This window comes from Brucella pseudintermedia (assembly GCF_008932435.1).
GTDB classification, from domain to species: Bacteria; Pseudomonadota; Alphaproteobacteria; order Rhizobiales; family Rhizobiaceae; genus Brucella; species Brucella pseudintermedia.
The window spans coordinates 99554-126118 of the sequence record NZ_WBWE01000001.1; the positions used below are offsets into that span (position 1 = coordinate 99554).

Below are 26565 nucleotides of genomic sequence, written 5' to 3' on the forward strand. Positions count from 1 at the left end.
TTAGCCCGCCTGTTTCTTGAGAAGAACGATGGCGAGCGCCATGAGCACCGGCACAGCTATCAACAAGGGCAGAAACGAACTTGCGAGATCGGCAAACCCCAGCGCCTTGGAGAAAACCCCGCGCGATATGGTTACGAAATGGGTCGCCGGATAGATTTTGCCGATGAAAGCGCCCGCACCTTGCAGCGACGACACAGGATCAATAATGCCGGAATATTGCACCGCCGGAATGAGCGTCAGCAGCGCTGTGCCGAATATTGCCGCTATCTGGCTGCTCATGAAGGTGGACAGCACCAGCCCCATTCCGGTCGCGATCGTGACATAGAGCAACGCCGCCAGTGCATAGGTAGGGAAGCTACCGGTGAACGGCACCCTGAAAATGAAGACTGCGAAGGCGGTCAGCATCAGGAAGTTGAGGAACGCCAGTCCGATATACGGCAATTGCTTGCCGAACAGAAACTCGAATTTCGTGACCGGCGTCACATAGAAATTGATAATCGAACCAAGTTCTTTTTCCCGGACCACACTTAGCACCGCCAGCATCGCCGGGATCATGAGCAGCAGAAGCGGAATGACTGCCGGCACCATGGCCACGAGGCTTTGCACATCGGGATTGTAACGATAGCGTATTTCCAGATTGAAACTGCCAGCAGTTGCCGCGCGACCATAAAGTTCACGCGCCTTCTGTGCCAGCCAGGTGGCGTGCATGCCCTGGACATAGCCTTTGATTGTCTCCGCGCGGGAGGGCATCGCGCCGTCGATCCATGCCGCAATTTCCACCGGGCGTCCACGCGTGACGTCTGCCCCGAAATTCGGCGGAATTTCGAGGGCCAAGCTGATCTCCCCCTCGCGCATTCGCCGGTCGAGATCATTATAATCGGTTATCGGAGCTTGTTCGGAGAAATAGCGCGAACCCGCAATCTGCTGGACGTAATTCCGGCTGATCGTCGTATCGTCCCGGTCGAGGACTGCGAATTTCAGGTTCTCCACGTCCATATTGATGCCATAGCCAATGACGAACATCAGGATAACGCTACCGAGTATAGCGAGTGTCGCGCGGATCGGATCGCGCCTCAATTCCAGCGACTCGCGCCGCGTATAGGCCAGCATCCGTCGCAGGTCCGGCAACCAGCTTGAAGCCTGCTTTGGATGCGGTTCGTCTGCCCCTGACACTTCAAGCGGCAGTGCTGCGGGCGACTGCGCGAGCTGTTCTGTTTCGCCAATCGCATCCTGCAGATAGGCCACGAAGGCCTCCTCCAGAGTTTCCGCCTGGCGACTTTCGGTAATCGCCTTCGGCGTATCGCTAATCAGCACCTTGCCAGCATGCATCAGCGAAATGCGGTCGCAGAGTTCCGCTTCGTTCATGAAATGGGTAGAAACGAAGATAGTGACGTTGTCCTTGCGCGACAAATCGGCAAGGATTTGCCAGAAGGCGTCACGCGCGACCGGATCGACGCCGGATGTCGGCTCATCGAGAATAAGAATATCGGGCGAATGGATCAAAGCCACAGCCAGCGACAAACGCTGGCGAATGCCGAGCGGCAGTGCGTCGGGCAAGGAATCCATGACCTCGGTAAGATCAAAGCGTTCTGTCAATTCCCTGATGCGGCGTTCCGTCAGGTCGGACGCCATGTCGAACAGCTTGGCGTGAAGCTCCAGATTCTGGCGAACGGTCAATTCCGAGTAAAGTGAGAACGCCTGCGACATGTATCCGACGTGGCGGCGTATATCGATATCCTTCGGGTCGACCTCACGACCGAATAGCCGCGCCGTTCCCTCACTGGCAGGCAGCAGCCCGGTCAGGACCTTCATGGTCGTGGTCTTGCCACAACCGTTGGAGCCCAGAAAACCGAAAATTTCGCCGCGCGGAATTCGAAAACTCACGTCATTCACCGCCGTGAAATTACCGAAACGGACAGTGACGTTTTGCGCCTCGATTGCGATTTCGGCATCGCCGCCAAATTCGCGCTTTGGGATTTCGATATCGTGATGTCCTTTCCGCAATTCTTCCGGAAGAAGTGCGATAAACGCTGCATCGAGATTGGGGGTGCCGGTTCGCTGAAGCAACTCCTGCGGCGTGCCCGTTGCCAGAATCTGCCCATCATTCATGGCTACAAGCCAGTCGAAACGCTCGGCCTCTTCCATATAGGCCGTGGCGACGATGACGCTCATTCCGGGACGATCCTTGCGGATATCGTCGATCAGCTCCCAGAACTGGCGACGAGACAGAGGGTCAACGCCGGTCGTCGGCTCATCGAGTATGAGCAGGTCGGGATCATGGATAAGCGAGCAACAGAGGCTGGTCTTCTGCTTCATGCCGCCCGACAGCTTGCCAGCCGGACGATCAGCAAATGGCGACATTCCGGTGCGCGCCAGAAGATCGGCAATGCGCCGCTCCCGCTCTTTTCGATTATGTCCGAATAACCGCCCGAAAAAATCGATATTCTCGAACACTGAAAGCGTCGGATAAAGGTTCTTTCCCAAGCCTTGAGGCATATAGGCGATGCGCGGATAGGCAGACTGAAGGTGCCGCTTGTCGGAAATATCGCCATCCAGCACTTCAATATGGCCCTGCTGAACCGTCCGGGCGCCAGCGATCAGCGATAACAGGCTCGATTTGCCCACCCCGTCAGGCCCGATCAGCCCAACCATCCGACCGGCGGGAATATCAAGGTTGACGTCGCGAAGCGCACGGGTTTGCCCGTAGGATAGCTCCACGCCTTGCGCCCGGACGACAAAGCTGTCGTTATTGGCGCCAGCTTTGACCGAAGCATCATTCATTTCACAGTTTCCGCAAGATGCTTTGGCCACTCCGCATTGGGATCGAGCTTGACATAAGCCATGCCCGGCAAGCCTGTTTTTACCTGCTGGATATATTTTTGAAGCAGTTCTTGCGGAATCTTCGCCTTCACGCGGAACATCAGCTTCTGGCGCTCTTCTTCGGTTTCAACGGTCTTCGGCGTAAACTGGGCCACATCCGCGACGAAATTGATTTTCGCTGGAATGACATATTGCGGCGCCGCATCGAGAACGATCCGGGCGTCGGCGCCAATGGCGACACGTCCTGCCTGGGCGGTCGGCAGGAAGAAGGTCATATATACGTCACTGACATCGACAAGGTTGAGCACCCGGCCACCGGCGGAAAGCACCTCGCCCGGCTGGGCGACCCGATACTGCACACGTCCCGGTTTCGGCGCCCTCAAGGTGGCATCGTTGATATCTGCCTGAATGCTGGCGATAGCCGCCCTGGCAGCCTCTACCGATGCCTCGGCATCGATGACCTGCGCCTTTGCGGCGCCTATGGCGGCTTCCGTAGCGGCAAGCTGCGCTCTGGCTGCACCGACAGCCGCCTCTGCGCCTTGCGCGGTTGCGCGGTCATCGTCAAGAACCTGTTGCGAAACCGTGCGCGACTGCGTCAACTGCTGGGATCGAGCCAGACGGCGTTGCGCTGCATCGAGCTGCGCTTCTCGCTGAGCCACGGTCGCTTCGGCAGCCGTGTGTTCGGCTTCCCGCTGCGTAACAAGGCTGCGCGCCGTATCGATACCTATTTCCGCCCGGCGCAATTGCGCTTCCGCTTGTTTAAGCTGGCTTTCCAACTGATCCGTGTCCATGCGCGCAAGGACATCATTTGCTTGCACGAAATCGCCCTCATCGACGAGTATTTCGCGGATACGTCCCGGACTCTTTGTCGAAATATCGATTTCCACCGCCTCTATGCGGCCATTGCCGCTGGCAATGCCTTCCGGCAAACCATTGCCGTTCAACGTTTTCCAGGCATAGTATCCGCCTACTGCAAGGGCGATGAGCACGCCAGCCAGTATCCATTGCTTTTGGTTGAAAACCATGAAGAAACACCCTCATTGCCATCGTCGTTGCAATACCGTCTTCGAACGAAGCACCGGCAAGCGGTCGCTGTCTGCAAGGGGTTTCAGTGCCCCCGCCTTGCCTCTGGCATCGGCCAGAACCCTTTCAGAATATGGAACGACCTTCTCATTTAGCAACCGATGAATTGGGAGAAGCGATCCAAAATCGCAAACGACCTGTCGGGCCTGCTCTAGCCATCGCAGAAATCGTTCGCCTTGATTAGGATCAAGAACAGTCAAAACGTTGATATCGTTGAAGACGCGGGTGCTGATTTGATGAAACAGAGGGGAGCAACGCCGACAGCACCCGCTGGCTGCCGACAAGCGACGTTGCAGAAGATCGCGCTCATGCGCTCGACAGATTGATTTAGCCGGGGTGCCTTTCAAGTAGGGCCTCGGCACCCCGGGTTGCCAGCTCTGGTGGAAACCGGCAACGATGGCTAGTTAGCACCCGCTGAAACGCAGCTCTTTGATTTCAATCAAAGAAGAAGCAATTCCGTGGCCCCGTCGCTTTTCGCAGTCAGTTTTTTCCTGGCCTGCATTTACCCCATGTCTTCTTCAGGTAGTTCGAGACGGCTCCCAGCTTCGGCTCGGAGAGGAACCCTTGGCGGAATAGGATGCTTCCCTTCACTTCAGGCAGGGAATCGTTGAGTTCAAGCTGACGCTTGATTTCCGTCACGCCGTTGCCAGCCTGCCATCCGGGCTCAAGCGCCGTACCGGAACCGGCTCGATAAAGTGCCATGCCGATGTAAAGATCGGTTTTCGTCCCACGAACCGTCCCTGCCCACCATTTGGCGATCGTTCCGTAGGACGCGTCCTTCCGGCCAAAGGACCAGTAAATCTGCGGCGCGATATAATCGATCATCCCTTCTTTCACCCAGCGCCGGGTGTCGGCGAAATCTCCATCGTAATTGGTTTTTCCGGCGCGGGTTGCAGAACCGCGCGGATCGTCTGCTGCATTGCGCCATACGCCGCTCGGACTGATGCCGAAGCGAACATTCGGTTTGATTGATTTTATCTTGTCTGAAATCTGCCGCACCAGCGTATAGGTATTATAGCGACGCCATTCATATTTATCCGAGAAATGCGTGCCGAACTGCGCAAAGGATTTATCGTCATCGAGTTTTGACGATGCAGTTTCGTAGTAGAAATAATCATCGAACTGAATGCCATCGACATTATATTTCTGCACGACCTCTGCTGTAATATTCGTCACCCATTCGCGGACCGCCGGAATGCCGGGATCAAGAACATAACGGTCTGCCGATACGCCAACCCAATCAGGGTGGGTTTTATAAACACTGGGCGGAGATTCTTTCGATGAGTTTCGCAACTCCTTGCGGGTAGACGGCTTTGTATCCATCGAAACGCGATACGGGTTCAGCCATGCATGCAGTTCTATGCCGCGCTTATGCGCTTCCTGAATAGCGAATTTCAGCGGGTCGAAACCCGGATCTTTGCCGAGCGTTCCCGTCAGATAGGACGACCATGGCAAATAGGCTGATTGATAGAATGCATCGGCAGCAGGCGAGACCTGGAAAATGACGGCATTGATGCCATGCTCGGATGCCTCGTCGAAAAGCCTGGCCAGTTCCAGTTTCTGGCGCTTTATGCGTTCAGCATCGTCCTCGATCCGGGACGAACCGCGCGACGGCCAATCGAGATTGAGGACTGTCGCTACCCAGCTGGCATGGAATGCGTCACAATCGAGGGGCATGAATTCGTTCCATCTAAACAACTTTGTCAGGCAAGGGGTTTGATATGGCTGTTTAAAACATTAGGTTAAAGATGGAAAACCAACAGCGAGGGCAGCATGTACAAGAATATTCTCGTCACGACCGATGGCTCGGAATTTGCGGAACGCGGGCTCGTCCATGCATTTAAACTGGCGCGCAGCATTGGCGCGAAGGTGACGGTGCTCACTGTAACCGCCCCCTATTCCGTTTCCGGACTTCCTGGCGGGTGGACTGACAGCCCTGCTTTCATTGAGCGGTTCGAACAGGAATGGAACGAATACGCCGACAAATCCCTCGCCCGCGCGCGCGAATTGGCAAAGGAAGCGGAAGTCGAAGTTCATACGCTCCATGAGGTCGCCCCGCATCCCGCGACATCCATCATCGAAACGGCCAAGGAGCTGGGGAGCGATCTCATCGTCATGGCATCCCATGGCCGTCGCGGATTGAAAGGCATGCTTCTCGGCAGCCAGACCTATGAAGTCCTGACCCGCGGCAACACGCCGGTTCTGGTGGTAAAGTAACTTAGAAAATCGAAACGGCTCGAAAATAGAGCATTTTCAACGCTTCACTTTAAGTTGGAAATGCTCTTGCGACCGTTCGTTTCAACCGGTCTGGTGACCTGTCGCGCTTTCGATATCGACCCGAAAAAAGATGGGCGTCAGTTTGCGTTCGTGCCCGTCGTTCGCAACTGTTTTTGTATATGCGGGTTCCCACCAGGTTGGCTCCGAAGCCATGAGCGCGACGATCGAGTTTTTCTCGTCTTCATGTTCGATTTCACGATATCGACCGTTCAGCACTACGGTGCGCCAGTTGGTCCGGGATTCAATATGGTCGAAAAGAATGCAAACCGCGTCGTTCTTGCGCAAGGCGTCGGTTTTATGACCCTCGGTCGTAAAACAGTAAAGTGAACCGCCGCTGAACCGGAAACTTAATGGTACAATATACGGGCGATTGTCGAAAACATAAGCCAGCCTCCCCAGTTGGGTGTGCTGTATCATGTTCCGGACATCGTATTGCGACATTTCCCTGATCATCATGGTACACGCCTCCGCCATTCGCTCGTCAGTCGACAGGTTAACATAGGGCAGCGTTCCGACTTTGACCGTAATCAAATCGCAAGGCGCGGTGATCTTGTCAGACGAAGAGGCGCCCTTCCGCGATCTTGACTGCGGTCCCGCCGATCCGGGCACCCGTAAGCTGCTGTTTGGCAACGTCCAGTTCCAGGCGAATCCGTGAAGGTCGCCCCATCTCCATGCCTTGCTCGATCCACCACTGCGAACTGCCATCAACGGGTTTGTCGTTCTTCTGAATCATGCCTGCAAAGGCTGCGGCCGCAGAACCGGTAGCGGGGTCTTCGTAGACATTCGCCCCCGTTACAAACATACGTGCATGGAAATTGCTATCGAACAAAATCGTTTCCCGGCAATAGACATAAATCGGCAAGGGCCGGCCGTCGACGTGCGGCAGGCTTTCGTTGACATAAACCGGATCGATGGACACTTTCGCCGCTGCAATCAGATTATGCACCGGCACGAGCAGATAAGGCGTGCCCGCGCTCCATACGGCTGGCACGTGGTTCTCAAATCCGATCTCATGTGTACCGAGACCAATCGCAGCGGCGGCCTCTTCCTTCTCGACCTTCACGTCAAGCTGCTCCGGCAGCCGGGGCAGATCGAATTCGGCAAAAGCGCTGTTCTCGCCTAGTATGACGCCACAACGAACAATGCCGACCTTCTCTTCCAGAGCGACGAGCCTGTCCGTCTCGTCTCCCGTCTTGCGGCGCCGGGCCAACGACACGGCTGCGCCCACTGTCGGATGCCCGGCAAAGGGAAGCTCATAATCAGGCGTGAAGATACGCACCGAGGCTTCATGCGCCGGATTGCTTGGCGGGAAAATGAACACCGTTTCAGAGAGATTGAACTCGCGCGCGATAGCCTGCATGCGCGTATCGTTCAAACCCTCGCTATCATGAACCACAGCCAGCGGATTTCCAGCCAGAGCCTTGTCGGCGAAAACGTCGAAAACCTCGTAAAATCTGCCGGAAACAGCGGCTTCACTCATCCCTCATTCTCCCCACGACATACTTACAAGACAGATTGCAAAAGCGAGTTCACTCCGATGCTTCGCGTTGCGCGTTATCTGCGAGCATAGACAATTTCCCGGCGCTGTCATCTGCAAGTCTGACCAAGTTTTAGCGATTGTTGAAATGCCAGTCTGCGAAGGCCCGCACATAAGTCGGCGTAGCCTCGCCCATTGCCCCTGCTGCCTTCACCGGCATGATCTCTGACAGTTCCGGCTCGGCCTCTTCAGACAAATGTTGTTCGATCCGCGACACCAGCTCCGTGGATGGTGCATCAAAATAATAACGGCGGAAAAGCGCAATGCTGCGGTTGCCGGTCACGAGATTGATTTGCTGCTCCGCTTTGGCCTCGTGAAGGTCGAGACCGGTTTCCTCCCGAACCTCCCGCCAGCGATTGGCATCATAATCAACATATCCGTCGACAATGTCGTTATCGTCGATTGAGCCTGCCGGAAAATAAACCTTTCCTGCTCCCGCATTTTGCGCACTCATGCGGCCTGCGATCAGATGCCCTTCGCCGGAGACGATCACACCGACGCCGAAAATGTGCCACGGACGCTCTTGCGACATGTCACGTCGCCAGTACATCAACGTCGCGAAACTGGTGCGCATGAAACCGGCTTTGAACAGACCGTCCGTCAATTCGGCTTGCGGCGCGAGGTAAAACTCACCATCGAACAAGGTCGGGTTCGCAGCCCGCTCTTTCGTCCAGTTCGACGCAATCGCTTCGCTATTTTTCACGGCATATGGCAAAGGACCGGGCAGCACACGCACATCCGCACGGCCGATTATATGGACGGTGTTCTCCCGGATGTTTTTCATCGTTCAAACCATATTAAGTGTCACTGCAACCGGACAATGATCGCTTGCTTTCGGACGATCCCATCCGGTCCGGGGATAGCGGTCTATCTGCTGTTCCGGCGGAAAGATCGTACGCCATGGCTGCCCCCGCCGGATAATGTTCGGAACCGCCTTCTCGTTTTTCTTCGCAAATGAAGGCGAAGCCATGATGTAGTCGAGCTGGCAAAGATGACGCTCTTGCGGCCCGCGCGTGTGATATAGCGTCCAGCGATCCATGATGGGGCGGCGTTCGACCAGGTTCACTGCAAATCCATCCCCCAGAAGCACGTCCAGCGCACTTTCTTCTTCGGCCATGGGGGTAAACTGGTAGCCGTTCCATTCATCGCCCCCGATGACGATCCGCTCACGATAGTCATTGAAGTCACCGCAAATAAGCCAGCGACGCTCGGCGACATTGGCGGGGCCGAACTTGTCTTCAAGGATGCGGCGTACAGCCCGCGCTTCCGCGCGACGCACCGGCAAAGAGGATGTCCGCCCATCAAAGCCGTTACGCGCGCCTGTCATCGATTTCAGATGCGTCACGAATAGCGATAGCGGCTTTCCGGCAATGCGGATGTCCACATTCAGGCAGTCCCGCTTGAAAATGCGGTCGTGGGGCTCAAGCCCAAGCTCGCCAAGGGCGGGCTCGTAAAGACCGAAATCATTATAGGTCACGTAGGCGTAGCTTGTGACCTCATCAACCTCAATGGGCTGGCCGTCCCGTGTGGTGTCGCGCATCATAACGGCAACATCGATGCCACGGCTGTCGTTTCCGTCAATCAGATATTTATGCCGGAAGCCATGGCCTATCATCTTGAAAAGATAGCCATACTCAAAGGCATTGAGCGCAGCAAGATTGTCCACTTCCTGCAAGCAAAGAATATCGGCCCGCGTTTCGGCGATGGCCAGAGCCGTCATCTGGCGCGTGTCGTCAGCATGCGCGATGGCACGAGCCTGCTCGAGGAGGCGATACTGCGCCTCGTCGCTGATTTCAAACAGTTGCAAGGTGCGATCCTGATGCAATTCATTGCGAAAGCCGGAAAAATCGAACCGGCGCATCAGGTTTTCGACATTGAAGGTAGCTATTGTAAACATGCCTGCGCAATCTCTCCGCTTGCCGGGCAATTGGCAAGAGAATGAATTCCGAAACCGATAAATTTCTGCCGATACCGTGATTTTGACATAGAGTATCCCCATATACCGGGGGATTTGAAACTCAAGCGAGCCTGGACGATGGGAAAAATACTGCGTCTGACGATACTGACCGGACTTTTTGTCACCGGCATTGCAAGCGCGGGCTCCGCCGTGGAACTTCGCAACAGCCAGTATCTCCCCTCACTAAAGCCGAGCGGCCCGTTGATTATCGGCGGTCAGGCTGGCGCCAACCGCACTGATCCGAGCGCCCGCAATTGCTACGGCTCAACGCTTTGCGGGGAAAGCGGAACATATATTACCGAGCACGGCGTATTGAATTACAAGAACGGTGATCCCCTGCAATATCGTCGCACAATGCAGCCGCCAACCCCAGGTGCGCAACCAAGCATCAACCATATCCAGTGGTGCTCGAACCGTTATCGCAGCTATCGAACCTCTGACAATACGTATCAGCCATTGACCGGTCCGAGAACAGGCTGCAATTCCCCCTTCCAATAACTGAAAAGCCGGGTCAGAGCCCGGCTTTTACGCTGATCAGGCAGCGGCAGATTTTGTGTGAGCGCGTATCAGGCGACCAAGCCGCTTGATGCCTTCATCAATCATCTCGTCATTGGCACAGGAATAGCTGAGACGCAGCGTATTGGCTCCGCTGCCATCGGCGAAGAACGCCCGGCCCGGAACGAATGCGACTTTCTCGCTATCGATAGATGCCGCAAGAAGGGCCGCGCCATCCATGCCTTCCGGCAATGTGACCCAGACGAACATGCCGCCCTCCGGCTTCGTCCAGCTCGTGGTTTCCGGCATATATTTCGCCAGCGCCTCGAGCATCTTGTCCCGACGATGCTTATACACCCGATGCAATTTCGCCACCTGCGCATCGAAGCCACCGCTGGCAACGCGTTGGATAGCGATCTGGTTGATCGTGGAAGAGTGAAGATCCGCTGCCTGCTTCATCAGAACAAGCTTGCGAATGACCGGCTTCGACGCCACCACATAGCCGACACGCAAACCCGGCGCCAGTGTCTTGGAGAAGGAGCCGCAATAGATCGTACGGGTTTTCTCGATATCGCCGCCCTTACGGGCAATGTCGAGCGCCAGGATTGGCGAAATCGCATCACCATTGTAGCGAAGATACTGGTAGGCTGCATCTTCGATCACCGGAATGTCGAGTTCATCCGCCTGCGCGAGCAATTTCTCGCGGCCAGCAAGATCGACGGTTTCGCCGGTCGGATTGCTGAAATCGGCAGAGAGATAAGCGAACTTCACCTGACCGCCAGCTTTTTCCGCTGCCTGCGCATAGGATTCCGGTGTGCGATTGCCCTTGATCGCCAGGATGTCGTAATTCGGCTCATATGCGTTGAAAGCCTGAAGCGCGCCGAGATAGGTCGGGGCGGTCACGAGCGCCGTATCGGCAGGCGACAGGAACAGCTTACCGAGATAATCGAGCGCCTGCTGCGAACCCGATGTGATGAACACATTGTCTTCCGTGCAGGGAATGCCGATCTTGGCGAGTTCACCAACAAGCCAGCTACGCAGCGGCTTGTAGCCTTCCGAAATGGAATATTGCAGCGCTGCATTGGCTTCGGGGCCGGTAAGAATATCCTTATAGGCTGCCTGGAATTCTTCATGCGGGAAAAGCGCCGGATCAGGAATTCCGCCCGCAAACGAAATAATATCGGGGCGTTCCAGAAGCTTCAGAAGTTCGCGGATTTCCGATGCGCGCATACGTTTCGAGCGCGTTGCAAATACATTTTCCCAGTCCAACACGGGAAATCTCCTCAATTAGACTATCCGTACATTTTACGGAACTTGTAATAGCGAAGTCTCCTCGGAACCTGGCTATTGGATGTGAAGCTCTAGCGCACTTTTCAGCAGACGAGAACAGCTTTTCCCATGCTTCTATGGAATAAAGATATTCGGAATTGTTTTGGGCCGTTAAGTGCATGAAACGAAAAAGCTGGCGCTGAATTTGAGTTCTTTTCGTTCGCAACGAACGACAAGCCGCCCCGAGGCGCCAACTATTAAGGGGGCGCACAAAACGCCCCCTTGATTGGATAATGGAGCTGAAGTCTCTTAGTTGCGAGCCTTGTCGACCAGCTTGTTCTTTTCGATCCACGGCATCATTGCGCGCAGCTTGCCGCCAACTTCTTCGATCTGGTGAGCGTCGTTCATGCGACGGATACCCTTGAAGCGGGCAGCGCCGGCCTTCCACTCCTGCATCCAGTCCGAGGTGAACTTGCCCGTCTGAATGTCCTTCAGAACGCGCTTCATTTCGGCCTTGGTTTCAGCAGTGATGATGCGTGGGCCAGTCACATATTCACCCCACTCAGCCGTATTCGAGATCGAGTAGTTCATGTTGGCAATGCCGCCTTCGTAGATCAGGTCCACGATCAGCTTCATTTCGTGCAGGCACTCGAAATAAGCCATTTCGGGCGCATAGCCAGCTTCCACCAGAACTTCAAAACCGGTGCGGATCAGTTCGACCACGCCGCCGCAGAGAACGGCCTGTTCGCCGAACAGGTCGGTTTCGCACTCTTCCTTGAAGGTGGTTTCGATGACGCCCGAACGGCCGCCGCCGACGCCCGAAGCATAGGAGAGCGCCAGATCGTGAGCGTTGCCCGAGGCGTCCTGATGAATGGCGATAAGGCAGGGAACGCCGCCGCCCTTCTGGTATTCGCCGCGAACCGTATGGCCCGGGCCCTTCGGTGCGATCATGACGACGTCAACCGACTTCTTCGGCTCAATGAGGCCGAAATGTACATTGAGGCCGTGGGCGAAAGCGATGGCGGCACCATCACGAAGATTGTCGTGAATATGTTCCTTGTAGATGTCGGCCTGCAGTTCGTCAGGGGTTGCCATCATCATGAGATCGGCCCACTTGGCGGCGTCGGCAACGTTCATCACTTCGAAGCCGTCAGCCTGCGCCTTCTTCGCAGTCGCGGAACCTTCACGAAGGGCCACACGCACATTAGCCGCACCGGAATCCTTGAGGTTGAGCGCATGGGCGCGGCCCTGGCTGCCATAACCGACGATAACCACCTTCTTGGACTTGATCAGGTTAACGTCTGCATCCCGATCGTAATAAACGCGCATTTCCTTATTCCCTTCGTTCAGATTGTTCTTTCGGCTTTCTTGCGTCCACCGATGGCTAGGCCCCGTAAAGGGCGAAAAACTGCTTGGTGGCCCGCCGGGCATCCCGGATAACCACGTCATCAGTCAACTCCAGACGGTCACCAAGCAGCAACCGTATTTGCATGTCCCGGACGACGAGCCCGAAAAACGTGCGAAATGCCTCATCGATATCGTCGAAGGCCAGCAAACCTGCCTCCTGCCCCATATGCAGAATGGGCTTGAGGCGCTTGGCCATGGCCACGGGGCCGTTGGCCAGAACGATATCGCCCAATGCGGATTTAGCGGACGCTGCATGGCTCACCGCAAGGCGATTGAGGGCAATCGAGGTCTTTCCCGACAACACCAACAGCCAGTCGCGCGCGAAATGTTCCAGACTGGAAAACAGCGACTCCGCGTCGAGTTTCTCGCGCGTCAGCGGCACGACGCGCACCTTGGATGCCTGCCATCGCACCATCGCTGTCAGCAGGCCGTCGCGATCCCCAAACCACTTGTAGAGGCTTTCTTTCGAGCAGTTGGCGGCACGTGCAATACTCGCCGTCGTCAAAGCACGGTCCCCGCCCTCCACCAGAAGGCGCAAAGCCTGCTCCAGAACGTCGTTCTGACGCGGCGAAAGAACCTGCAATTCGTCGCCTGTATCGGTCACGGAACTCTTTCCTCCAATTTGTACCGTACGGTACGGTTCTCATTTCATAAATATTGTTCCGCCAATGGTCAAGCATGTTTTCACAAATTCCGGAAACGCACACTCCCAATTTCGGCGCGCTGGTCACGCAAAAAAGCGCCCTCCGGATATAGGGGGCCGGAGAGCGCTTTTCGATTTTCGAGGTCAGCGGAGATTGTGCGGGCTAAAGGTTTACCTGCGTTCCAATCTCGACGACTCGGCCGGTGGGAATCTGGAAATATTCGGTTGCATCCGATGCCGTTCGCGCGAGCAGGATGAACAGCTTGTCCTGCCAGAGTGGCAGGCCGGAATGAGCGGAAGCCTTGAGCGACCGGCGCGACAGGAAGAAGGACGTGGTCATGATGTCGAATTTCCAGCCGAGCTTGCGACAAATGCCAAGCGCGCGGGGGATATTCGGTTGCTGCATATAGCCGAAAGTAAGCGTCACCTGCATGAAACGCTCATTATATTGCGAAACACGTGCGCGGTCGGCGCTTGAAACCCATGGCTTCGATGCGGTCACAACCGTCAGTATGACATTGTTTTCGTGCAGAACCTTGTAGTGTTTCAGGCTGTGCATGAGGGCGGTCGGAGCGCTTTTGGGGTCGCCTGTCAGAAAAACAGCCGTACCCGGCACGATGGTCGGCGGACGCTTGGTCATCTGCTGAACGATGAGATCAAGCGGGACTTCGGCCTTGCGGGTCTTGTGAAAAAGGTGACGCGTTCCGCGCACCCAGGTCCACATGATGAGGACGAGCACCACCGCGATACTAATTGACGCCCACCCTCCTTCGTGAACCTTGATGATGTTCGCGCTGAAAAACATGATGTCGATGATAAGGAAGCCAACAATAATCGGCAGGGCGCGGCTCACACGCCAGTTCCAGATACGGGTCATCACGATATAGAGCAGAACCGTCGTGACCAGCATGTTGCCGGTGACGGCAATGCCATATGCAGCCGCCAGATTGCTGGATTTCTCGAAGCCCAGCACCAGAATGACCACCGCCAGCCCCAGAAGCAGATTGACACGCGGAATATAGATCTGGCCGTGCAGCTTTTCCGAGGTGTGCTGAATTTCGAGGCGCGGAAGGATGTTGAGTTGAACGGCCTGACGCGCCACGGAATAGGCCCCGGTAATAACCGCCTGGCTTGCTATCACTGTTGCAGCGGTTGCCAGCAAGACCATGGGCAGGAGCGCAAAGCTAGGCATCATCTGGAAGAACGGCAGCGCAGCCGCTTCACCATGTGAGAGAATGAACGCAGCCTGCCCGAAATAATTGAGCAGCAGGCACGGGAACACGACCCAGAGCCACGCACGGACAATGGGCTTGCGCCCAAAATGGCCTAGATCGGCGTAAAGGGCTTCGGCACCGGTCATGGCGAGAAACACCGCACCAACGGTGATGAAGGCGATGCCGGGACTGACCGCAAGAAAGCGCACCGCATAATAGGGGTTGAGCGCTACCATAACGGTCGGATCGTCGAAAATATGCCAGAGACCCGATGCGCCGAGCGCCAGAAACCACAATGCCATGATCGGTCCGAAGACGATGGCAACCTTTCCGGTGCCCAATTTCTGTACAGAAAACAGCGTTACGAGAATAACGACGGTTATGGGGACCACGAAAGGCGTCAGATCGGGAGCGACGATTTCCAGGCCTTCCATTGCCGAAAGGACCGATATGGCGGGCGTGATGACCGCATCACCGAAAAACAGTGCCGCACCGCAGATGCCAACCCCCAGGATCAGGTCCGGCCTGCCTTTCAACGCACTTCTGACAAGAGCCATCAGCGAAAGAATGCCGCCTTCGCCATTGTTGTCGGCGCGCAGAACAAACAACACATATTTGACAGTAACAACCAGCGTCAGCGCCCAGAAAATCAGCGAAACGACGCCCAGAATATCGCTGCGGGCAAGAATGCCGTCGCTTGCCGCCGCATGAAGCGCTTCACGAAAAGCATAGATAGGGCTGGTGCCGATGTCGCCATAGACGACGCCCAGCGCTCCCAGCACCAGCGTCTTCATGCTCTCATTATGCTGCGCGGCATCTTCCGCAAAAGCGACGCCCTCAGGAACACCGATTGCAGGCACCGCAGCCTGTATCGGCGTGTCATTGCCATTTAGCTCGCCGCTCATATGCAGGCACCTCGCAACTTCCTGAAAACGTTCTGGCTGGAGTTACTGGGATCGAATTGAGATAATGAGCGTATTCGCAAAAAGTTGCGAATTGCGGCATTGCTGCCGAGCCTTGCCCCGACCAGCTTTAATCATGGTCGCGCCGTCGACTGAACACGGCAATCAGCACGACTGCAACAGCATTGCAATTGCCGCAGCGCGCAAGGCAGGCGTCGGAGAACTGCTTCAATGCTTCCCTCATACGATCGCGCGCGCCCCCAAACGCGTCTGAATAGTGGCGGACGCCTATAGCTTGTCGCATCCGAATGCAAATGCGCTTTTTGCAAAGCTCCGATCGTAGCTATGCATGAAGCGCATTGATCAAAACTATCTCAAGGCCGCGATATAACGGCTTACCGTCGTCGGCATCCCGTACATCAGGGCATCGGCTGTCAATCCGTGCCCGATGGAAACTTCGCTCAATTGTGGAACATGTTTAACCAGCGCAGGCAGGTTGTCTACTGTCAGATCATGCCCCGCATTAATAGCCAATCCCAACGCAGCGGCAACATTTGCAGCCTTTTCCAGACGACCCAGTTCACGCGCTGCCGCAGCCGGGTTATCATAAGTGGCGCCGTAGGGACCCGTATAGAGTTCCACCCGGTCCGCTCCGATAGCCTTTGCGCGTTCGTAACCCAGCGGATCAGGATCGGCGAACAACGACACCCTCATTCCACCCGCTTTGAGGCGAGCGACTATCGGCGCGAGAAAATCGGACTTCGACACGAAATCCCATCCGTGGTCAGACGTCGCCTGTGTCGGATCGTCAGGCACAAGCGTCACCTGCTCAGGCTGATGCTTTTCCACGAGATCGAGAAATGCCTCACTTGGAAAGCCTTCAATGTTGAACTCCGCCTGCGGAAATTCGTCATCGATCAAAGCGCGGATTTCGCCGAGATCGGAAAACCGGATGTGACGCTGGTCCGGGCGCGGATGCACCGTCAACCCCGCAGCCCCAGCGGCAAGCGCGGCACGGCCCAAACCGGTAACGCTTGGCCATGGCAAATCGCGCCGGTTCCGCAGCATCGCAACAGCGTTGAGATTGACCGATAATTTGGCAGACATTGGAGACCCCCGGGATGAATATTCTGCTTTATAACGTCTGCATTGAAAAAATGTGAGTGTTTTGCCGTCGCACCACGCCCGCAATCCCCAACAGCGCAAATTGATTGTAACAAACTGGGTTTGCAGAACTTTTCCTGTTCGTATCAATTTGCGGCCGGACGCAACCTTTGCCCCCGCTTCGACGTTTGAATCTGATCATTGATGGAGGCCTGTAATGCGAAATGAGGACATACCCGTCATTCGCCGTATTCCAACAAACCGGGATGGCGTGTTCGCCTTTGCAATCGAGGGACACCTTGACGATGCGTCGCTGGAGAATCTCTACGGGCTTCTCGATGCAGCTTACGAAACCCACGACGAAATTGATCTTTTGGTGCGCCTCACCGGATATGAAGGGTTCGACTGGACCGCTGCGTTCTCGGAGAGCATGTTGTCCATGCGTGCCAAATCACTCAAAAAGCTTCGCCGCTACGCTATCGTCGGCGGCCCCTTGTGGATACAGGCCAGCATCACCCTCATGCAGCCTTTCCTGTCCATAGAGCTTCGCGCATTTGAAGGGGACGAAGAAGAAGAAGCTTGGGAATGGCTCGGCGCAAAGCCGATCCAGGAATAATCACTTTACCACGGTCAGGCGTTCAGCCGCTCGCGTGATCGCCGTATAAAGCCAACGCTCACGCGTATCGCGAAACGCAAAACTTTCGTCAAAAAGCACCACGTCATCCCATTGGGAACCCTGCGCTTTGTGAACCGTCAAGGCGTAGCCATAATCGAAATCGTCATAGCGCTTCTTGGTCTGCCACGGAATTTCGCTGTCCGGATCTTCAAACTGCGCCTTCAACAGCTTGATTTTCGCGACGCCGCGATCATCGTCCTCGGGCGTTACGAGCAGGTTGATGCCGGGTTTCACGGTTTCCTTGGAAGAGGTCATAACCTTCCATAATGATCCGTTGAGAAGTCCCTTGGCAGGATCGTTGCGCAGGCACACCAGCTTGTCGCCTGCCTGCGGATAATCCGCCGTAAAGCCCTTCAACTCCCGCAGGCGCTGATTATAGCGACGCCGCGTCCGGTTTGTGCCCACAAGCACCTGATCGGCAGCAAGAACCATCTCCTGATTGACGTCGCCTTTACCGATAACCTTCGCAGCGCCATGGTCGCCATAGGCAAGTTCCCTTCCCTCCCGTACATCAAGCGCCATGCGAATGATGGGATTATCCTGCGCCTGACGATGAATCTCGGTCAGAAGATAGTCCGGCTCGTGCTCCGTGAAAAAGCCGCCCCCGGAAATTGGAGGCAACTGTCCCGGATCGCCAAGGACAAGGATAGGCGTGCCGAAACTCATCAGGTCCCGGCCCAGCGCTTCGTCGACCATGGAACATTCGTCCACAACGATCATAGCCGCTTTGGCGACAGGGCTTTGCCGGTTGAGCGAGAAGGTCGGCGCGATGGAAGTCTTGCCAGTCGTTTCGTCTTCAATCGCCTCTTCACCGCGCGGGCGGTAGATCAGTGAATGAAGCGTGCGGGCATTGCTGGCCCCTTTCGAGCGCAGCACCTGTGCCGCCTTACCGGTAAAGGCCGCAAACTGCACATCGCCATCCACATGCTCGGCAAAATAGCGGGCGAGCGTCGTCTTGCCCGTACCCGCATAGCCGAACAATCTGAAAATGGGGCTGCGTCCGTCCTTGAGCCAATGCCCGACGGCTTTCAGCGCCTGATCCTGTTCCGGTGAAAACTGCATCGTCCCTTCAGACAGGATTCGCCGCCCGAAAACAAGATCAAACCGTGATCAAACGCCTTTGCTCACCAAAGTTGCAAACCTGTCGAGATCGACATTGCCGCCACTGACGATGACGCCTACCCGCTTGCCCTGCAGTTTCGGCGCTATCTGCCGTGCGCCGGCAAAAGCGAGACAGCCCGTAGGCTCGACGACCATTTTCATCCGGCTGGCGAAGAATTTCATGCCTTGCACGAGTTCATCGTCGCTGACGGCCAGAATATCGCGAACGGTGTCGCGAATGATGGCGAAGGTCATGTCGCCCAGAGCCTGCGTCTGCGCGCCATCCGCCAGCGTCCTTGGCACATTGATGTGAACTATCTTGCCGGAGCGCAAAGACTGCTGACCGTCATTTCCAGCTTCCGGTTCCACGCCGTAGACATCGCAAGCAGGCGACAAGGCTTTCGCGGCCAGTGCCGAACCGGCAAGCAGGCCACCGCCACCGAGACAGACAAACAGTGCATCGAGAGGCCCGGTTTCTTCGATCAATTCCTTGGCGGCAGTCCCCTGACCGGCGATGATATCAGGATGATTGAACGGCGGAATGAGGGTCAGCCCGCCCTCCTCCGCCAGTCGGCTTGATATCGCATCGCGATCTTCTTCATAGCGGTTATAGGTTACAACCTTCGCACCATAGCCTCGCGTTGCTTCAAGCTTGGCGCGTGGCGCATCTTCGGGCATGATGATGGTAGCGCCGATGCCAAGCAATTTCGCGGCAAGCGCTATCGCTTGGGCATGATTGCCGGACGAAAAAGCCAGTGCACCCCGCGCCTTTTGCTCATCTGTAAACCGCGACAGGGCATTGAAAGCGCCGCGAAACTTGAACGCGCCGATGCGCTGAAAATTCTCGCATTTGAAGAAGAACTGCGCACCGGTCTCGCGGTCGATCATGGACGATGTGAAGACCGGCGTATGGTGGGCATGGCCTTCGATCTGCTTTGCGGCCGAGATCACGTCATCGTAAGTTGGAAGCTTGTTCATCATTCGCCTCTTCATTCTTTATTTCAGCATCGGCCAAAGACTCAAGACGAGCAACAAGGCCATGATTAGATTGAACCATTTCAACCGAACAGGATCGGAAAGCCAGTTGCGCAGCAATGTGCCAAATCCCGCCCAGACCGAAACGCTCGGCAAATTCACAATCGCGAAGGCAGCGCTGACCAGAAGTACCGCGACATAATAGTTGTCGTGATTGGCATAGGTCGCAATCCCCGTGATCGCCATCACCCAGGCTTTCGGATTGACCCACTGGAAGGCTGCCGCCTGAAGGAAAGTCATTGGCTCGCTCTTGTCGCGGTGTTTTGCTTCTCCGATGGAACGCGACATGGCAATTTTCCAGGCGAGATAAAGCATATAGGCACCACCGGCGAATTTCAGCGCGGTATAGACGGATGGTACCGTTTCGATCAAAGCGCCGAGGCCGAAACCAATCGACAGCAACAATACAAAAAAGCCAACGCCAATACCCAGCATATGCGGAATTGTGCGGCGGAAACCGAAATTCACGCCCGACGCCAGGAGCATCAGATTGTTTGGTCCCGGTGTAACGGATGAGACGAATGCGAAGACGAGAAGCGCCAGAAAAATTTCGATAGACATGGTATGGCCCCGATTTATTGGGACAAATTAGCTCAATAAAAAACCGGCACAATCGAAACATTGTGCCGGTTTCCAACGATATTGTATCGGTATTGTTGGAAGCTTTTACATGCCTTCCGGTCCGCGGTTCATGGCCGCAACGCCGGTGCGACAGGTTTCAACCAGCCCCAGCGGCTTCATGATCGAGATGAACTGATCGATCTTCGCGGGCTTGCCGGTGATCTCCAGGATGAAATGATCGGTCGTCGCATCCACGACCTTTGCCTTGAACGCATCCGCAAGACGGAGTGTTTCCGCCCGTGCTTCGCCTTTGCCAGCGACTTTCACCAGAGCGAGTTCACGCTCGACAGGACGGTCGTGACCGAGTTCGGAAGCACGGTGGCTGAGATCAACAACACGGTGAACCGGCACAATGCGGGCCAACTGGTGGCGGATTTGGTCAAGCACATGCGGCGTGCCGCGCGTCACGATTGTGATGCGCGACAGGTGCTTTTCATGCTCGGTTTCCGAAACCGTCAGGCTTTCGATATTGTAGCCTCGGCCGGAGAAAAGACCGATCACGCGGGCAAGGACACCCGGTTCGTTGTCAACGAGAACGGCAAGCGTATGCGTTTCCGGGGTCTGGGTTTCGGCTGCGATGAAATAGGCCGATCCGGAAGCTAGGTTCTGTGCATTCATGATTTTCTTTCCTCCGGATCAGACGAGCGCGCGGCCCTTGGCATCGATGGCATTGGCAACGGCTTCATCTGTCGCCTCATCCGGCAACAGCATTTCATTATGCGCCTTGCCCGAGGGGATCATCGGGAAGCAGTTGGCGAGGTTTGCCACCCGGCAGTCGAAGATGACCGGCTTGTCGATATCGATCATTTCCTGAATGGCGGCGTCGAGATCGCCCGGCTTTTCGCAGCGGATACCATGCGCGCCATAGGCTTCGGCCAGCTTCACGAAATCCGGCATCGCCTCCGTATAGGAGTGCGACAGACGGTTGCCATGCAGAAGCTGCTGCCACTGGCGCACCATGCCCATATACTGGTTGTTCAGGATGAAGATTTTGATCGGCGCATTATGCTGGATCGCTGCCGACATTTCCTGGATGCACATCTGGATCGAGGCATCGCCCGCAATATCGATAACCAGTGCATCAGGGTGCGCGATCTGCACGCCGAGCGCCGCCGGCAGACCATAACCCATGGTGCCAAGGCCGCCGGAAGTCAGCCAGCGGTTCGGTTCCTCGAAACCATAGAACTGCGCAGCCCACATCTGGTGCTGCCCAACTTCAGTGGTGATGTAGGTCTTGCGATCCTTGGTCAGTTCATAGAGCCGCTGAATTGCATATTGCGGCATGATGACTTCCCGGTTCGGCGCGTAGGCCAGCGAATTGCGGGCACGCCAGCGGTTGATCTGTTCCCACCAGGCAGCGATCGCCTGCTTTTCCGGCTTCCTCTCAGAAGCGCGAAACTGACGAACGATGTCTTCCAGAACGTGGGCAACGTCGCCGATGATCGGCACGTCCACGCGAACATTCTTGTTGATCGAAGATGGATCGATATCGATGTGGATCTTCTTCGAGTTGGGCGAAAATGCATTCAGACGCCCGGTGATACGGTCGTCGAAACGAGCGCCGACGCACAGCATGACATCACAGTCGTGCATAGTCATGTTGGCTTCGTAGGTTCCGTGCATACCGAGCATTCCGAGCCAGTTCTTGCCGGAAGCCGGATAAGCGCCCAGCCCCATGAGCGTCGACGTGATCGGAAAATTGCTGATCTCAACCAGCTCGCGCAGCAGACGGGAAGCTGCCGGGCCGGAATTGATCACGCCGCCGCCGGAATAGATGACGGGATTCTTGGCATTGACGAGCAGACGTACGGCATCCGAAATTGCCTGCGCATTGCCGTCGAGAACCGGACGGTAGCTGGTGCGCGGCGCGGTTTCCGGCGGCGTATAAATGCCCTTGGCAAACTGGATATCCTTCGGAATGTCGACCACGACGGGACCGGGACGACCGGTGGAAGCGACATGAAAGGCTTCGTGCAGGATGCGCGCCAGATCGTTGACGTCTTTTACGAGCCAATTGTGCTTTGTGCAGGGGCGCGTGATGCCGATCGTATCGCATTCCTGAAATGCATCGGAGCCGATCAGGGTCGTCGGAACCTGACCCGAAATGCAAACCAAAGGAATGGAATCCATCAGGGCATCCTGAAGCGGCGTGACCGCATTGGTCGCACCTGGACCGGACGTGACAAGCATCACCCCAACTTTGCCGGTCGAACGCGCATAGCCTTCCGCCGCATGCCCGGCGCCCTGTTCGTGACGCACCAGAATGTGCTGAACCTTGTCCTGCTGGAAGAGCTCGTCATAGATCGGCAGCACAGCCCCGCCGGGGTAACCGAAGATGCTCTCTACGCCCTGATCGATGAGGGCCTGAATGACCATTTCCGCGCCTGTCATTTCGCGCGGATTGCTTGCTTCCTGCGTTTCTGCGGCGTTTGCATCCGCCTCACGTTTACCTGCAGTCATTGTTCTCTTCCCGTCTGCATTTCATTTCTGATCTGGATAATAAAAAAGGCCCCCGAGGGAGCCTGTCTTTCGCGCATGGGAGCTTTCGCCGGATGGTTACACCATCCTGCCCATGCGCGCCCGTACCACAAGAATAATAATCGTGTTCATGGTGGCGGACACTAATAGCCGGATTCGTCGTCGTCAACGCATAAATACGTCGCCTGCGTTATTTTCTTAAGATTCACCCGCCTCGACGATAACTTTATTTCAACCGAAGACACTTACCCTGACGCAAAACCTCCTGTTGAAAGTTGGGGCGAGCGGGCAGCATGAGCGAAATCGGCGGCAATTCCGGCGCACGAGAACACGGCGAATACGTGCAGCGCAATCGCACGGAAGGTTACGTCATCCAGTGCGATGGCGAAGGCGCCATCGTATCGGCATTGTCGGGTCCTTCATCCGCCGCATCCGACGATTATTGGGCCGTAGGCCAGCTGATATCCATTCGAGCTGGTGACAATCGCGTCGTCGGCCTCATTCGCAACGTGCTTGTGCCGGGCGATGTGTGGATACGCGGAGGCGACAATACGCTCCATGTTCATGTCGAGTTTTTGGGCGAGGTTCGCGTACAGCCGAATGGGCAAACCACATTCAATGGCGGCATTTCCCAATTCCCCCATCCGGGCGCTATTGCTCACCGTATCCGCGCCACCGATCTCGCTGCCATTTATGCTCAGACCGGACAAAGCAGCGTTTCCATCGGCACGTTGACACAGGACGCAACTGTTCCGGCTCATATTTCGGTCGACGACCTTATTTCCCGGCATTTTGCTATCGTCGGCACTACGGGCGTCGGCAAATCGAGCGCGGTCATGCTGCTTCTGCGCCGCATCGTTGCCCAAAAACCCAATCTGCGAGTACTCATCCTTGACCCGCACAATGAATTCGCGAGTGCATTTCCGGACCTGGCAGTGGCCGTCGATCAGACGAATATCGAGCTGCCATTCTGGATGCTGCGGCTTGATGAATTTGCCGACGTAATCTTTCGCGGACGCGCGCCGGACCCGATGGAGCTCGACATATTGCGTGATCTGGTCCAGCTTGCGCGGGAAAAAATGCAAGGTGCCGAGTCCTCGTCCGCGAAAACCTTGCGGCGACAATTGGCAGACCGGCAGAGCGTCAGCGCCGACACACCTGTAGCCTATCGCCTCCCCGATCTGATCGCGCTCATCGACCAGCGTATGGGACTTCTCGACAGCAAGGCGGAACGACCCTATCTGCGTAGCCTCAAGGCTCGCCTGGAATCGATTTCCGCCGATCCTCGGTTCCGCTTCATGTTTGCCGTGACCGGCGGACCTGAGACAATGCGGCAAGCTATCGGCCGTATTTTTCGCATTCCGCAAAACGGAAGGCCCATCTGCACATTCCAGCTTGCGGGATTGCCATCCGAAGTTGTCAACGCCGTCGCGTCGGTTTTGTGCCGACTGGCCTTCGATATCGCTCTTTCAAGCGAAGGCAGCCTGCAAACGCTGGTGATATGCGAAGAAGCCCACCGCTATATTCCAGCCGACCGCGACGCTGGTTTCTGGCCGACGCGGCAGGCTATAGCCCGAATTGCCAAGGAAGGCCGGAAATACGGTTCCTATCTGGGCGTCATCAGCCAGCGTCCCGGTGAGCTGGACGCGACAATCCTGTCGCAGTGCAATTCCATTTTCGCAATGCGCCTTGGCAATGAACGCGACCAGGAAATCATCAAGGGCGCCATTCGCGGCGGCGCGCAAAGCATGGCGGGCTTTCTTTCATCAATCGCCAATCGCGAGGCCATCGCCTTTGGCGAAGCCTTCTCGACGCCCATGCGATTGACATTTGAGACCATCCCATCCCATCAGCTTCCGGGACGCAGCAAAAGCGAAAGCGCGCTTTCCGGCTGGCGCAGCGATGGCAAGATATCGCTTGACCAGATCGTCGAAAAGCTGCGCGCCTTTGAAAGCAGCTCCCAGACGGACCCGGCGGACCGGTTCCCAGACGAGGACAGCCTTTGGGGCAACCCGGTTTCCACCACTCATCGTGACCATGCATCGATTGATGATGAATTTCACCGGCCATCGCCTTTGAAGCCGCAAACTCCACTCAGCCTCGACACGAAGCAGAGCATTGAGAAGATGGGTGAACTGGTGCGCAGTTTCCGCAAGGACCGTGAGCGCTAGGCAAAACTTCAAGCGCAGACGCGGTTGCGGCCCATATTCTTTGCGGCATAAAGCATCTTGTCTGCGCGGCGATAGAGATCCTTCGAGGTCTCGCGCCGGTCCCATATCGCAAGCCCGATACTGACGGTAACGCCAAGCTTTTCGTCGCCAAGATCGATTTCAAGCGTCGATATCGCCTTGCGAATTCGATTGGCAAGCTTGATCATCAATTCCGCGTCCATGTTCGGTGCGAGGACTGCGAATTCCTCGCCGCCCAGCCGGGCGACAACGTCATGATATCGCGTGTAATCCCTGAGGCACCGCGCCACCTCCTGCAGGACGATATCGCCAACATCGTGCCCGTAAGTATCGTTCACGGCCTTGAAGTGATCAAGGTCGATAATCATTAGTCCAACAGGCCGGTGAATACGGTCAAACTGGATCAGATATTCCTTTAGCGCCTCGTCGAAGTAACGCCGGTTCTGCATTCCCGTCAGGCTGTCCGTCAGCGCGGCGTGCTCGAGGGTCTGCGACCGCTCGGAAAGATCCTGGGTGATGACCTGCAGTTTGCCGCGATCCAGCGCATCGCTTCTAATTTGCGGATAGATCAGGAACAGCCCGCAAGCCAGCGTCGCAACCAGCACCCAGATCGTGATGTAGCTCAACTGGTCCAGCCGCGAAACCAGTTCCAAAGCATTCCCATCAATCGGCAAGGTCTGCAATTGTCCGATGTCGGCACGAGCCTGGTAGAGCAACAGCCCGATACCGACCATCAAAACAATCAAAATAAAGAATGCCCGCTCCGATCTGTTAAACCGCATAATCCGCGCCCGCCTCTCCTGTTTCAGAGAGTGCCAGCGAGTTATTTCGTTGTCGTTAATTGAGTGAGAGCAGTATTAGAATTTGCTTGCACAGACCAACTGGCATCGAGCTGATTTCGAAACCATGTCGATTGACGCTTCGCGTATTGCCGCGTGGCGATGACCGAACGTTCGATGGCTTCATCTCGCGACAGCGAGCCTTCGATATATGCAGTGATTTCACGCACACCGATGGCCCTCATTGCAGGCAATGCCGGGTCCAGATCGAGCGCAAGCAATGCCTTGACCTCGTCAATCGCGCCATTGTCCCACATCAGCGCAAATCGCCTCGCAATGCGCTCCGAAAGCCATGCCCGATCAGGCGCCAACACGATTTTGCGCGCGCTGTTGTCGTCGACCAGCGCCCGACCTTTGGTCTGCTGCCAGTCGAGAAGTGACTTTCCGGTACTCTCCAATACTTCCAATGCCCGAACGATGCGCTGACTGTCGGAAGGTTTAAGTGTTGCGGCCATGTCTGGGTCGCGTTCACTGAGGACCCCGTGAAGAAACTCCGGTCCATCCGTCTCCATGCGGCCTCGCCAATAAGCGCGAACATCGCCCGACACTTCGGGCATTTGCGACAACCCACCCAGCAATGCCCTGAAATAAAGCCCCGTACCGCCGACAAAGATCGGGGTCCGGCCCTTCATCGGGGGCTGCGATAGCAGGCTGGCTACGTCATCCAGCCACCGTCCCGTGGAATAGGATATCGAAGGCGCGACGTGTCCATAGAGATGATGTTCCGCCGCAGCCAGATCAGCCTTGCCCGGCCGCGCGGTCAGAAGATCAAGAACATCGTAAACCTGCATGGAATCGGTGTTCACGATGAAGCCGCCGGTCTCTTGCGCCATGCGAACTGCAAGTGCCGACTTGCCGCTGGCCGTCGGGCCAGCTATCAGGATTGCATTCTTGACCGCATCCTCACTCATCGCCGGA

The 26565-nt window shown here is 56.1% G+C and carries 23 protein-coding genes; 4 read left to right on the forward strand and 19 right to left on the reverse strand.

Translation table 11 applies throughout. The annotated features are described in order from the left end of the window. From rbbA to F9K78_RS00470, 3 genes are all read right to left on the reverse strand, one after another. A complete protein-coding gene (gene rbbA / locus F9K78_RS00460) occupies window positions 1-2781 on the reverse strand; it encodes a ribosome-associated ATPase/putative transporter RbbA (RefSeq protein WP_121982207.1) in 2781 nt (926 codons plus the stop codon). After that, complete coding sequence (locus F9K78_RS00465) at window positions 2778-3845, reverse strand: HlyD family secretion protein (RefSeq protein WP_121982206.1); 1068 nt, start codon at window positions 3843-3845, stop codon at window positions 2778-2780. Before F9K78_RS00465 ends, rbbA begins: the two co-directional genes overlap by 4 nt. A 538-nt stretch (window positions 3846-4383) precedes the next feature. Continuing rightward, the gene (locus F9K78_RS00470; RefSeq protein WP_121982205.1) at window positions 4384-5580 is read right to left on the reverse strand and encodes a glycoside hydrolase family 10 protein; all 1197 of its coding nucleotides are present in this window, start codon (window positions 5578-5580) and stop codon (window positions 4384-4386) included. Between the two features lie 96 nt (window positions 5581-5676). Between F9K78_RS00470 and F9K78_RS00475 the strand changes: the two genes are divergently transcribed. Then, window positions 5677-6120 (forward strand): universal stress protein, encoded by a 444-nt coding sequence (locus tag F9K78_RS00475; RefSeq protein WP_121982204.1) that lies wholly within the window; start codon window positions 5677-5679, stop codon window positions 6118-6120. An 81-nt stretch (window positions 6121-6201) separates the two neighbouring features. On the opposite strand, the gene F9K78_RS00480 is transcribed toward F9K78_RS00475, so the two are convergent. From F9K78_RS00480 to F9K78_RS00495, 4 genes are all read right to left on the reverse strand, one after another. After that, window positions 6202-6636: a pyridoxamine 5'-phosphate oxidase family protein gene (locus F9K78_RS00480; protein WP_121982203.1), complete on the reverse strand. Its 435-nt coding sequence runs from the start codon at window positions 6634-6636 to the stop codon at window positions 6202-6204. 97 nt (window positions 6637-6733) lie between these two features. Beyond that, a complete protein-coding gene (locus tag F9K78_RS00485) occupies window positions 6734-7660 on the reverse strand; it encodes a PhzF family phenazine biosynthesis protein (protein ID WP_121985052.1) in 927 nt (308 codons plus the stop codon). 130 nt (window positions 7661-7790) lie between these two features. Further along, window positions 7791-8501 (reverse strand): NUDIX hydrolase, encoded by a 711-nt coding sequence (locus tag F9K78_RS00490; RefSeq protein WP_121982201.1) that lies wholly within the window; start codon window positions 8499-8501, stop codon window positions 7791-7793. A gap of 3 nt (window positions 8502-8504) precedes the next feature. Continuing rightward, complete coding sequence (locus F9K78_RS00495; RefSeq protein ID WP_121982200.1) at window positions 8505-9614, reverse strand: endonuclease/exonuclease/phosphatase family protein; 1110 nt, start codon at window positions 9612-9614, stop codon at window positions 8505-8507. Between the two features lie 138 nt (window positions 9615-9752). Between F9K78_RS00495 and F9K78_RS00500 the strand changes: the two genes are divergently transcribed. Beyond that, window positions 9753-10172: a BA14K family protein gene (locus F9K78_RS00500; protein ID WP_121982199.1), complete on the forward strand. Its 420-nt coding sequence runs from the start codon at window positions 9753-9755 to the stop codon at window positions 10170-10172. A 36-nt stretch (window positions 10173-10208) separates the two neighbouring features. Here the strand turns inward: F9K78_RS00500 and F9K78_RS00505 are convergent, their stop codons facing one another. The 5 genes from F9K78_RS00505 to F9K78_RS00525 form a co-directional block, all read right to left on the reverse strand. Continuing rightward, window positions 10209-11441 carry an aminotransferase-like domain-containing protein gene (locus F9K78_RS00505; RefSeq protein WP_121982198.1) on the reverse strand — a complete coding sequence of 411 codons (1233 nt, stop codon included), beginning with the start codon at window positions 11439-11441 and terminating at the stop codon, window positions 10209-10211. A 306-nt stretch (window positions 11442-11747) separates the two neighbouring features. Then, the gene (ilvC, locus tag F9K78_RS00510) at window positions 11748-12767 is read right to left on the reverse strand and encodes a ketol-acid reductoisomerase (RefSeq protein WP_006467168.1); all 1020 of its coding nucleotides are present in this window, start codon (window positions 12765-12767) and stop codon (window positions 11748-11750) included. A 55-nt stretch (window positions 12768-12822) separates the two neighbouring features. Next, window positions 12823-13449, reverse strand: a complete 627-nt coding sequence (locus F9K78_RS00515) for a TetR/AcrR family transcriptional regulator (protein WP_121982197.1) — start codon at window positions 13447-13449, stop codon at window positions 12823-12825. A 202-nt stretch (window positions 13450-13651) separates the two neighbouring features. Further along, a complete protein-coding gene (locus F9K78_RS00520) occupies window positions 13652-15607 on the reverse strand; it encodes a potassium transporter Kup (protein WP_121985050.1) in 1956 nt (651 codons plus the stop codon). 366 nt (window positions 15608-15973) lie between these two features. Continuing rightward, a complete protein-coding gene (locus tag F9K78_RS00525; RefSeq protein ID WP_121982195.1) occupies window positions 15974-16711 on the reverse strand; it encodes a pyridoxine 5'-phosphate synthase in 738 nt (245 codons plus the stop codon). Window positions 16712-16925: 214 nt separating this feature from the next. On the opposite strand from F9K78_RS00525, the gene F9K78_RS00530 reads away from it, so the two are divergent. After that, window positions 16926-17324, forward strand: coding sequence for a SpoIIAA family protein (locus F9K78_RS00530; protein ID WP_121982194.1), 399 nt, complete (start codon window positions 16926-16928; stop codon window positions 17322-17324). Here the strand turns inward: F9K78_RS00530 and F9K78_RS00535 are convergent, their stop codons facing one another. From F9K78_RS00535 to F9K78_RS00555, 5 genes are all read right to left on the reverse strand, one after another. Then, a complete protein-coding gene (locus F9K78_RS00535; RefSeq protein WP_121982193.1) occupies window positions 17325-18446 on the reverse strand; it encodes an ATP-dependent DNA helicase in 1122 nt (373 codons plus the stop codon). It lies immediately after the preceding gene. 48 nt (window positions 18447-18494) lie between these two features. After that, window positions 18495-19463 (reverse strand): threo-3-hydroxy-L-aspartate ammonia-lyase, encoded by a 969-nt coding sequence (locus tag F9K78_RS00540; protein WP_121985068.1) that lies wholly within the window; start codon window positions 19461-19463, stop codon window positions 18495-18497. An 18-nt stretch (window positions 19464-19481) separates the two neighbouring features. Continuing rightward, entirely contained in the window at window positions 19482-20081 is a 600-nt protein-coding gene (locus tag F9K78_RS00545) for a LysE family translocator (RefSeq protein ID WP_121982192.1), read from the reverse strand. Between the two features lie 105 nt (window positions 20082-20186). Further along, window positions 20187-20759, reverse strand: a complete 573-nt coding sequence (ilvN, locus tag F9K78_RS00550; RefSeq protein WP_121982191.1) for an acetolactate synthase small subunit — start codon at window positions 20757-20759, stop codon at window positions 20187-20189. An 18-nt stretch (window positions 20760-20777) separates the two neighbouring features. Continuing rightward, the gene (locus F9K78_RS00555) at window positions 20778-22601 is read right to left on the reverse strand and encodes an acetolactate synthase 3 large subunit (protein ID WP_121982190.1); all 1824 of its coding nucleotides are present in this window, start codon (window positions 22599-22601) and stop codon (window positions 20778-20780) included. A 311-nt stretch (window positions 22602-22912) separates the two neighbouring features. Here F9K78_RS00555 and F9K78_RS00565 point away from each other — a divergent pair, with 311 nt between their 5' ends. Next, window positions 22913-24790 (forward strand): ATP-binding protein, encoded by a 1878-nt coding sequence (locus F9K78_RS00565; protein ID WP_121982189.1) that lies wholly within the window; start codon window positions 22913-22915, stop codon window positions 24788-24790. Between the two features lie 8 nt (window positions 24791-24798). Here the strand turns inward: F9K78_RS00565 and F9K78_RS00570 are convergent, their stop codons facing one another. Both F9K78_RS00570 and miaA read right to left on the reverse strand, forming a co-directional pair. Next, complete coding sequence (locus tag F9K78_RS00570; protein ID WP_121982188.1) at window positions 24799-25590, reverse strand: GGDEF domain-containing protein; 792 nt, start codon at window positions 25588-25590, stop codon at window positions 24799-24801. Window positions 25591-25631: 41 nt separating this feature from the next. Beyond that, window positions 25632-26558, reverse strand: a complete 927-nt coding sequence (gene miaA / locus F9K78_RS00575; protein ID WP_121985049.1) for a tRNA (adenosine(37)-N6)-dimethylallyltransferase MiaA — start codon at window positions 26556-26558, stop codon at window positions 25632-25634. Window positions 26559-26565: the final 7 nt, after the last annotated feature.

Coding starts and splice junctions, on each gene's coding strand:
- F9K78_RS00465 (WP_121982206.1), bottom strand. CDS start 3,845: ATGGTTTTCAACCAAAAGCAATGGATACTGGCTGGCGTGCTCATCGCC.
- F9K78_RS00520 (WP_121985050.1), bottom strand. CDS start 15,607: ATGAGCGGCGAGCTAAATGGCAATGACACGCCGATACAGGCTGCGGTG.
- F9K78_RS00485 (WP_121985052.1), bottom strand. CDS start 7,660: ATGAGTGAAGCCGCTGTTTCCGGCAGATTTTACGAGGTTTTCGACGTT.
- F9K78_RS00565 (WP_121982189.1), top strand. CDS start 22,913: ATGAGCGAAATCGGCGGCAATTCCGGCGCACGAGAACACGGCGAATAC.
- F9K78_RS00480 (WP_121982203.1), bottom strand. CDS start 6,636: ATGATGATCAGGGAAATGTCGCAATACGATGTCCGGAACATGATACAG.
- ilvN (WP_121982191.1), bottom strand. CDS start 20,759: ATGAATGCACAGAACCTAGCTTCCGGATCGGCCTATTTCATCGCAGCC.
- F9K78_RS00475 (WP_121982204.1), top strand. CDS start 5,677: ATGTACAAGAATATTCTCGTCACGACCGATGGCTCGGAATTTGCGGAA.
- F9K78_RS00555 (WP_121982190.1), bottom strand. CDS start 22,601: ATGACTGCAGGTAAACGTGAGGCGGATGCAAACGCCGCAGAAACGCAG.
- miaA (WP_121985049.1), bottom strand. CDS start 26,558: ATGAGTGAGGATGCGGTCAAGAATGCAATCCTGATAGCTGGCCCGACG.
- F9K78_RS00490 (WP_121982201.1), bottom strand. CDS start 8,501: ATGAAAAACATCCGGGAGAACACCGTCCATATAATCGGCCGTGCGGAT.
- rbbA (WP_121982207.1), bottom strand. CDS start 2,781: ATGAATGATGCTTCGGTCAAAGCTGGCGCCAATAACGACAGCTTTGTC.
- F9K78_RS00545 (WP_121982192.1), bottom strand. CDS start 20,081: ATGTCTATCGAAATTTTTCTGGCGCTTCTCGTCTTCGCATTCGTCTCA.
- ilvC (WP_006467168.1), bottom strand. CDS start 12,767: ATGCGCGTTTATTACGATCGGGATGCAGACGTTAACCTGATCAAGTCC.
- F9K78_RS00525 (WP_121982195.1), bottom strand. CDS start 16,711: ATGTCTGCCAAATTATCGGTCAATCTCAACGCTGTTGCGATGCTGCGG.
- F9K78_RS00535 (WP_121982193.1), bottom strand. CDS start 18,446: ATGCAGTTTTCACCGGAACAGGATCAGGCGCTGAAAGCCGTCGGGCAT.
- F9K78_RS00530 (WP_121982194.1), top strand. CDS start 16,926: ATGCGAAATGAGGACATACCCGTCATTCGCCGTATTCCAACAAACCGG.
- F9K78_RS00470 (WP_121982205.1), bottom strand. CDS start 5,580: ATGCCCCTCGATTGTGACGCATTCCATGCCAGCTGGGTAGCGACAGTC.
- F9K78_RS00540 (WP_121985068.1), bottom strand. CDS start 19,463: ATGAACAAGCTTCCAACTTACGATGACGTGATCTCGGCCGCAAAGCAG.
- F9K78_RS00495 (WP_121982200.1), bottom strand. CDS start 9,614: ATGTTTACAATAGCTACCTTCAATGTCGAAAACCTGATGCGCCGGTTC.
- F9K78_RS00570 (WP_121982188.1), bottom strand. CDS start 25,590: ATGCGGTTTAACAGATCGGAGCGGGCATTCTTTATTTTGATTGTTTTG.
- F9K78_RS00500 (WP_121982199.1), top strand. CDS start 9,753: ATGGGAAAAATACTGCGTCTGACGATACTGACCGGACTTTTTGTCACC.